Annotated in this window: 6 protein-coding genes; 4 read left to right on the top strand and 2 right to left on the bottom strand. The window is 69.2% G+C overall.

Features of this window, described 5'->3' with window-relative positions:
* Positions 1 to 453: 453 nt before the first annotated feature.
* Together ACESLR_RS11675 and ACESLR_RS11670 are read right to left on the bottom strand one after the other, a co-directional pair.
* On the bottom strand, positions 454 to 756 hold the full coding sequence (locus tag ACESLR_RS11675) for a cell division protein ZapA (RefSeq protein ID WP_373026224.1): 303 nt from the start codon (positions 754 to 756) through the stop codon (positions 454 to 456).
* A complete protein-coding gene (locus tag ACESLR_RS11670) occupies positions 753 to 980 on the bottom strand; it encodes a DUF904 domain-containing protein (RefSeq protein ID WP_373026226.1) in 228 nt (75 codons plus the stop codon). Before ACESLR_RS11670 ends, ACESLR_RS11675 begins: the two co-directional genes overlap by 4 nt.
* 216 nt (positions 981 to 1,196) lie before the next feature.
* Between ACESLR_RS11670 and ACESLR_RS11665 the strand changes: the two genes are divergently transcribed.
* From ACESLR_RS11665 to ACESLR_RS11650, 4 genes are all read left to right on the top strand, one after another.
* Positions 1,197 to 1,484 carry a hypothetical protein gene (locus ACESLR_RS11665; RefSeq protein ID WP_373026222.1) on the top strand — a complete coding sequence of 96 codons (288 nt, stop codon included), beginning with the start codon at positions 1,197 to 1,199 and terminating at the stop codon, positions 1,482 to 1,484.
* Positions 1,484 to 2,089, top strand: coding sequence for a UPF0149 family protein (locus tag ACESLR_RS11660; protein ID WP_373026220.1), 606 nt, complete (start codon positions 1,484 to 1,486; stop codon positions 2,087 to 2,089). The genes ACESLR_RS11665 and ACESLR_RS11660 overlap by 1 nt, the downstream gene beginning before the upstream one ends.
* 32 nt (positions 2,090 to 2,121) lie before the next feature.
* Positions 2,122 to 3,450, top strand: a complete 1,329-nt coding sequence (pepP, locus tag ACESLR_RS11655) for a Xaa-Pro aminopeptidase (RefSeq protein ID WP_373026225.1) — start codon at positions 2,122 to 2,124, stop codon at positions 3,448 to 3,450.
* Between the two features lie 283 nt (positions 3,451 to 3,733).
* The coding region (locus tag ACESLR_RS11650; RefSeq protein ID WP_373067545.1) for an FAD-dependent monooxygenase at positions 3,734 to 4,131 on the top strand (398 nt) is incomplete at its 3' end.

The raw sequence follows: 4,131 nt of genomic DNA, 5'->3' as shown, positions 1-4,131 counted from the left end.
GGGCGGCAATGCCTATTGTTATGTCGAGGGGTCGGAACACCTTCTGTTTTGACCTTCGCCTCCCGTATGGAGCCCCTTGCGGAAGGGTGCTCGGGCCGGGACAAGGCGCTGGATGTCTGAGCGAAGCGCAGCGCAGCGAGTTCAGCGCCGCCGGTCCGAGGGCCCTGGAGCAAGGTTCCCGGGCGGAATCCGGGTGCCCTTCTTTGGGTCCTTTCTTGGGCAAGCAAGAAAGGACCTCGGGGCGCGCTGGCGAGTCAGCGCCGGGCAGTATGTGGACCGAAGGCACGTAAACACCAGAAGACGAACCCGGGCCAGCCTCAACAAGGCAGGTGACGGACCGAGACCACCGGAAACACCGGATGATGAATATGGAGTAGCGGGTGGCGGGCCGCACCCGGGCCGGGAATGCCCGGGTGAAAGGGAGGGCGGCGGGGCGCCGCGCCGGCAGGCGCGCTAGCGCGAGGAGCCGAGGCTTTGCTCGATGCGGTCGGCGAGGGCGACCAGCCGCGCCGAACTGTCGGCCGAGTCGGCGCCGGCCTTCTGCTGCTGGCATTCCAGCAGCTCATGCGCCAGGTTGAGCGCCACCATCACCGCGATGCGCTCGGCGCCGACCACGCGGCCGCCATCCCGCAACTCCCGCATGCGTTCGTCAATCAACGAAGCGGAGGCGAACAGATCGGCGCGTTCCTCCGGTGGGCAGGCGATCTGGTACTCCTTGCCCATGATGGAGACGCGGACGGGTTCGGACTGGCTCATTCGCTGTGCTCCATCGAGCGCAGGCGCGCGATCATGTTCTCGACCCGGTGGCGGGCCTGCTCGTTGCGTTCCTTGAAGGCCGCGCGCTCGCCCTTGAGCTGGCGCACCTGCTCCTGCAACAGGTGGTTCTCCTCGCGCAGGGCGGCGTGCTCCTCCAGCAGGCGCGTGATCGCGGCCTCAAGGCGCTCGGTCGGGTCGATCACGGAATCGTCGTTCGGCTGCATGGCCTCGGTCCCGGTTGGCAGGCGGCCTTCGCCGCGGGGCGTTTGATCCATGGAGTCTAGGAGGGCTTCGCGCGGAGCGTCAACTTGGGCCATCTTCTTGCTGGAACACATTCACTTTTTGGGGGGCGCACACTTGTGATGCCGGGGTTTGTTGCGGCCCGGTGCCCGCGCTGGCCACAATACGGCGAATCCCGTCCCTGACAAGTGTTGCTGCCCATGACCCAGCCCCCCGAACCCGGCCCCGAGGCCACCGTGATCGAGGGCACGGCCCACAACGGCAAGCCGTGCCGCATCGTTGACAATACGGGCCGCGTGCCGCACGCCGAGCTGGAGCAGTTGCTGAATGACCTGATCGCGGAGAAGCGCTTTGGTCTGAATGCGCTGTCCTCCACCGGGTCCAACGCGATCAAGCTGGGGGAGCCGCAATTCACGCATCTGCAGGTGGGGGACGACCTCTACCGCTTCCTGCTGTTCCCCTACGAAGCGCGCCTGGAGAGCTTCTGATGGCGAGCGACGCACACACCGGCAATGCCAAGTCGCAGGACGGCCTGGAGCGTGATCCCGCGGCCCTGCGCGAGCAGCTGGAGCATGGCCTGCGCAGCATGGGCTTTGCCCAGACGCCGGCGTCGGCCCACGGGCTGTTCACCGGTTGCCTGGTGGCGGACCCGGGTGCCGATGTCGATGCGCTGGAGCAGAGCCTGGGCGAGGCCTTGCCGCTCACCGAGGGCGCCGGGGACAACTTCGGCAGGACCGTGGAGGCGATCCGGCGGGCGCTGCTGGCGCAGCTCTACGACGTGGAGCTGGGCTTCGGTCCGCTGCTGCCGGAGGACGACGCCATCGAGGCGCAGGCCCAGGCCCTGTCGGAGTGGGTGGACGGCTTCATTGCCGGGCTGGGGCAGACGCCGCGGTTGGGTAAGCTCAAGCCCTCGGCCGAGGCGAGCGAGATCCTGCGCGACTTCGCCGAGATTGCTCGCATCGAGCTGGAGCCGGACGATGACGAGGACAACGCGGCGGCCTTCGAGGAACTCAACGAATACGTGCGCGTGGGCGTGTTGCTGATCGCCGACGAGCTGGCCCCGGACGACCCGAAACGGATCCCGATGCAATGACGCGAACGCGACAAGCCCCCCGGCCGGGCCGGATGCCGGAGATCCCGCAGGGCGAGTTGGCCCGGCGCCGCCAGCGGTTGATGCGGGCGATCGGGCCGGACTCGATCATCGTCGTCCCGGCCGCCCACGAGCGTACGCGCAACCGGGACGTCGAATATCCCTTCCGTCAGGACAGCGACTTCCTCTACCTGACCGGCTTCCCCGAGCCGGATGCGGTGGCAGTGCTGGTGCCGGGCCGCCCGGCCGGCGAATACATCCTGTTCTGCCGCGACCGCGACCCCACCCAGGAGACCTGGCAGGGACGCCGGGCGGGGCCCGACGGCGCGATGGAAACCTATGGGGCCGAATGCGCCTTCCCGATCGAGGACATCGACGAGATCCTGCCGGGGCTGATGGAGAACCGCGCGGTACTGGCGGCGCCGTTCGGGCGCGACGAACCGCTGGACCAGCGGCTGTTCGGCTGGGTCAACCAGGTCCGGGCCAAGGCTCGCAATGGCGTGCGCGCGCCGCACGAGTTCGTCGCCGTGGAGCACCACCTGCACGAGCAGCGGCTGTTCAAGAAGGCGCCGGAGCTGAAGCTCATGCGCCACGCCGCGGCCATCTCCTCGCAGGCGCATGTGCGCGCAATGCAGGCCTGCCGGCCCGGCCTGACCGAGTTCGCGGTGGAGGCGGAGCTGCTGCACGAGTTCCACCGCTACGGCACGGAGACCGCGTACCCGTCCATCGTCGGCGGCGGCGAGAACGGCTGCATCCTGCATTACATCGAGAACCGCGCCGCGCTGAATGACGGTGACCTGCTCCTGATCGATGCCGGCTGCGAGGTGCAGGGCTACGCCTCGGATATCACCCGTACCTTCCCGGTCTCCGGGCGCTTCGGCGAGCGCCAGCGCGAGGTCTACGAGTGCGTGCTGGCCGCGCAGCTCGCCGCGATCGAGCAGGTCCGCCCCGGCAGCGACTGGGACACCCCGCACGCCACCGCGGTGCGCGAACTGACCCGCGGCCTGAAGGAGTTGGGCGTGCTCAAGGGCCGCCTGGACAAGCTGATTCGCGACCAGGCCTACCGCCCGTTCTACATGCACCGCACCGGCCACTGGCTGGGGCTGGACGTGCACGACGTCGGCGACTATCGCGTCGGTGACGCCTGGCGCCAGCTGGAACCGGGCATGGTGATGACCGTGGAGCCCGGGCTCTACTTCGGTCCCTACAGCGAGGCGCCGAAGGAGTTGCGCGGTATCGGCGTACGCATCGAGGACGACGTGGCCGTCACCCGCGACGGCCACGAGGTCCTGAGCGTGGACTGCCCCAAGACCGTCGCCGACATCGAGGCCTGCATGGCCGGCGACCTCCCGGGCTGGAAGTGACCATGCCCGCCCGCCATAACCCAGTGCCGGACCAGCCCCCTGTGGGAGCGGGCCTGCCCGCGATCGGGGAGCGGACAACCCGCCTCCGCCGGCCCAGAACCGTAGGGTGCGTTGAGCCCCGCGAAACGCACCGCTCACCCCGGGGCTACACACCCCGTGATGCGATTCGCTGCGCTCGTCGGCATCCTACGCATCGGCATCCTGCGATGGGTGATGCAGGTCTTGTGGGAGCGGGCTTGGCCGCGAATGAAGCGGTGGATCTGCCCACTCGAGGGATGACGGCATGACCCCCCACACCTGCGACATCGCCATCGTCGGCGGTGGTCCGGTGGGCGGCCTCGCGGCCTGTACCCTGGCGCGGGCGGGCTACGCGGTCACATTGTTCGAGCGCGGCGCGCCGCCGGCACCGGATGCGCACGCCAATGACACCCGCGGCTATGCCCTGGCGGCCGGCTCCGTGCAGTTCCTGGACGATCTGGGCTACTGGGCACCGCTGGCCGACCGGGCCACCGCGATCCGCTCCATCGTCGTCAGTCGCCGCGGTGGCCTCGGGCGCGTCTACCTGAACGCGGCCGATCACGGCCGCCAGGCCCTCGGACAGGTGGTCCCGGCCATCGCGCTGGAGCCGATGCTGGACGCGGCCTGCCGCGAGGCCGGCGTGGACGTGCGCCACCACTCGAC

Origin of the sequence: Thioalkalivibrio sp. (assembly GCF_041685615.1) — a bacterium.
GTDB lineage: Bacteria > Pseudomonadota > Gammaproteobacteria > Ectothiorhodospirales > Ectothiorhodospiraceae > Thioalkalivibrio.
The sequence above is the reverse complement of the archived record's forward strand: the minus strand, read 5'-3'. Positions and strand labels throughout refer to the sequence as shown.

Excerpts from the sequence above, each read along its gene's own strand:
- ACESLR_RS11670 (WP_373026226.1), bottom strand. The coding sequence starts at position 980 with ATGCAGCCGAACGACGATTCCGTGATCGACCCGACCGAGCGCCTTGAG.
- ACESLR_RS11660 (WP_373026220.1), top strand. The coding sequence starts at position 1,484 with ATGGCGAGCGACGCACACACCGGCAATGCCAAGTCGCAGGACGGCCTG.
- pepP (WP_373026225.1), top strand. The coding sequence starts at position 2,122 with ATGCCGGAGATCCCGCAGGGCGAGTTGGCCCGGCGCCGCCAGCGGTTG.
- ACESLR_RS11665 (WP_373026222.1), top strand. The coding sequence starts at position 1,197 with ATGACCCAGCCCCCCGAACCCGGCCCCGAGGCCACCGTGATCGAGGGC.
- ACESLR_RS11675 (WP_373026224.1), bottom strand. The coding sequence starts at position 756 with ATGAGCCAGTCCGAACCCGTCCGCGTCTCCATCATGGGCAAGGAGTAC.